Source organism: Paenibacillus ihuae (genome assembly GCF_001368795.1).
GTDB lineage: Bacteria > Bacillota > Bacilli > Paenibacillales > Paenibacillaceae > Paenibacillus_AQ > Paenibacillus_AQ ihuae.
In genome coordinates this window covers 1,892,223-1,895,482 of sequence record NZ_LN831198.1, presented here as the reverse complement: position 1 = coordinate 1,895,482, position 3,260 = coordinate 1,892,223, and the positions used below count along the sequence as shown (strand labels likewise).

Genomic DNA, 3,260 nt, shown 5'->3' with positions numbered 1-3,260 from the left:
AGGCGGAGAACAGTCCCATAAACAACAGGACGAAACGTGACCCGCCAAAAAACTGGATCGCCTCTGGCAGCTTGATATTTTTGAACCGGTTATGTGCCACGCCGGCGACAATCCCGAGGATAATTCCGATGAGTGTTGCAGGCTGAACAGCCCCGTTGCCCATATTGGTAACAATCCGGTCATAGGTGAACATTCCCGCAAGCGCTGCAAGCCCGGCTGGTCCGGCCTGATTGGACAGCCCCCAGGCTACACCGACAGCAAACAAATAAGGCATGAAATAAAATATCCCCTGCCCCGCGTATGTAGTCACTTCGGATACCGAAGAAAGTCCCCATGCAGACCACGGTAAGCTGCCCAGGCTCAGCAGAATGGCCGCAGCCGGAAGCACCATGGTAGGAAGCATAATGGCTCTGCCCAACTGCTGCAAAGATCCGAGCCAATTCAAGGTGACCCTCTCCTTTCGTTCTATAATGAATGGTAAGCGCTACAGCAGCTTTTGTCAAAAGAATACGCAACACTTAGAATACCACGCCTCCAGGTGGGATGGGAAGGAAAATCGAAATAATGCGTTACAGAAAAAAGCTGGTCCTGCAACAGGGAATCGGCAATGGAATCGGCAGATGGAGGCTCTTGCACACACTTTGTTCTTAGGTGATTCAGAGAGATCATTGGCTTATTTGTTTGACCAACTGATTATTTTAAAAACAGAATGGTGCTGGTGCGACTAATTGTATTTTTATAAACTTGAATGTTGTAATAAGACACAAAAAAAATGATTAAACAAACATCTTATGATAGCCACTTATCAGTCACACACGCTTTCCGGGCCCATATTCAATTCTGCTGTATTTCGTGCAATAGTTTGGCAGATTTCGTGTTCATTTTTGCGATCTATTGCACTCCATACATCAGATTCTTCACACATAGACCAAAAAGAAGGAAATCGGATAATTCTATCCTGAAAATAAACCAAAGTTGCTTAACAGGCCGTACGAAACTAAGCCCCTCTCCACTTTTTTTTAAAAAGGGGCTGCTATCAAGAAGAAACTGTGCTTAACTAACCGTTTCAAGAGTAACCTTACAGCCCAAGGCCTCCAATCGTTTGACAGATCGCCGAATAGAATGCTCCCGTTGTCGTTCTTCGTAGTAGCTGGAACCCAGTTCCTTGTATTCCTGCCGGCCCGCTAACAGATGGTATGCAATTAAAAGGATACGGTGAGCCACGGCGACTGCTGCCCGGTTAGCCCCGCGCCTGGCCGCCAGCCGCCTGTACATGTTCGACAAGTAGGTGTCTTGGGTTCGAGAGGCCGCTCTGGCCGCTTCAATTAATGCGCTTCGCAGTTTGGAATTACCTTTTCGAGTTTTAGCGTTTTTTCGTTTTCCTGCGCTTTCGTTTTGACCTGGAGCGAGGCCTGCCCACGCACAAAGCCGGGCGGCTGAACCGAATTGTTCCTGCACGTTGACACCCGCTTCAGCTACGATTTGTTCGGCGGTGCTCCGTCCCACGCCTGGGATGGTATCCAGTCGTTCCAGGTCTTCCTCAAAAGGGGACATGCGTGCGTTGACTTCTGCATCCAACATGGTGATTTCGGATTCAAGGAAATCAATATGTCTAAGCTGGACTTGTAGCATTTGTTTTTGGTGAGGACCCATCAGGCCGTGCAAGGCACGCTGTAGTTCTGCTTTCTTGCTCTTCATTCGTTTCTGAGCAAACTCGGACAGAACGACGGGATCCTCTTCTCCAGCAATCATCGCCTCCAGCATTGCGCGGCCTGATTTCCCGAGTACATCGCGGATTACGGAAGAGAGTTTAATATTGGCCCCTTCCAGCACTTTCTGAATCCGGTTCGCTTCCCGGGCCCGTTCTTCAATTAAACTGCGGCGGTAGCGAATGAGTTCACGCAATTCCCGATGCTCCCGGGTGGGAATGTAGCTGCCTTTTAGCAGACCATGACGGAGTAGACTCGCAATCCACTCGGCATCCTTTACGTCCGTTTTACGCCCCGGCACATTTCGAATATGCTGGGCATTGACTACGAGCGGCTGGATCTCCTCCAATTCGAGTAAATTGAAAATGGGTTTCCAGAATGAGGCGGTGCTTTCCATAGCAACTACCGTACACTTTTTGCTCTTAAGCCAGTCCATGAGCAGTAATAAATCATCGGTCAGGGTAGCAAACGTACGAATTTCCTTACCTTCGGGAGTAAGGACACAAGCGACGACGTTCTTTTTATGAACGTCCAACCCACAACAATGGCTAAACACTACATCCATCCCGTTTCCTCCTTCTACGGCTGTGTAGATGGGGCTGGTGCAGCAACGTAATGAAGCAATCTATCCTTCGTGCTTCCACTAAAAGTGGAGCAACAATCTGAGGTGCACCAGAGTTGCTGAGGTCTGTCTATTGCACGGGCTCAAGGCACCAAGAATACTCGACCTCTCTTCGCCAGCCGTAAAAGGAAACTTCGACGCGAACTCATTTTCATCCTTCTTGGGTGCCACCAGGCGGCATGGACGTCTACTGCACCAAATACATTAGATTTAATGGAGAGTATCCTTTTGTGAGTACAACCAGTTAGTATCCTTCAAAGTTTTTGTGAATTTTCACTCCAACCACTCTGTTCACCAAATTTGATCAGGTTGCATTGGCTTTAGCTCATAATTTCGAACCCCTCGGCCACCCGCAATTGGCCTTAACAGCCCTTTTCCGCTTAAACTATCCAGCAGCCTCCGGGCTGTGCGGAAATTTATCTGAAAGTAGTCGGTAACATCCTTTGGGCGAAGCGGTTTGCCAAGTTGCCAGGCTAGCCTCAATACTTCTTTTTCTTCGGAGAGCAGTTTGGTTACATTTTCTTTTCTGGCCAAATAAGGTGCAAGCGCAAGCTGTAGCAGCATTCTGCACACTTCCGGACGCTGCTGGACATCATCAAACGAGAAATGAAGCATCCTCCAGCCCATTGCGGTGAGAAAAGCGTCCCGATTCAGTGCATAGCTGAATTTCTCCCGGTCCATGTCTTTAATGTGACTCTGAAACCCATCGCATTCTATTCCGAAGCGCGCACCATTCTGCGGCAGATAAGCAAAGTCCAGAAACTGTGATTTGCGGTTCCAGTCATACACCTCATATTCGGGATGCAAATGGTCCAGCGACTCAAACAGCGGCCACCACACGTTTTGTACGAACAGCTTCTCCGCAAAATGATGACCTCTCATTAATCTCCCCTTACGTTCACCGCTTCTTTCTGCTGAATGACGGCTGA

Annotated in this window: 3 protein-coding genes; all 3 read right to left on the bottom strand. The window is 48.6% G+C overall.

Annotation, left to right across the window (positions count from 1 at the left end; genetic code table 11):
* Positions 1-445: PTS transporter subunit EIIC (locus AQR02_RS33800; RefSeq protein ID WP_245237232.1), on the bottom strand; the 445-nt coding region annotated here is incomplete at its 3' end.
* A gap of 608 nt (positions 446-1,053) precedes the next feature.
* Complete coding sequence (locus tag AQR02_RS08515) at positions 1,054-2,274, bottom strand: IS110 family RNA-guided transposase (protein ID WP_054940201.1); 1,221 nt, start codon at positions 2,272-2,274, stop codon at positions 1,054-1,056.
* Between the two features lie 348 nt (positions 2,275-2,622).
* On the bottom strand, positions 2,623-3,260 hold a 638-nt coding region (locus AQR02_RS08510; RefSeq protein ID WP_054940200.1), incomplete at its 5' end, for a PDDEXK family nuclease.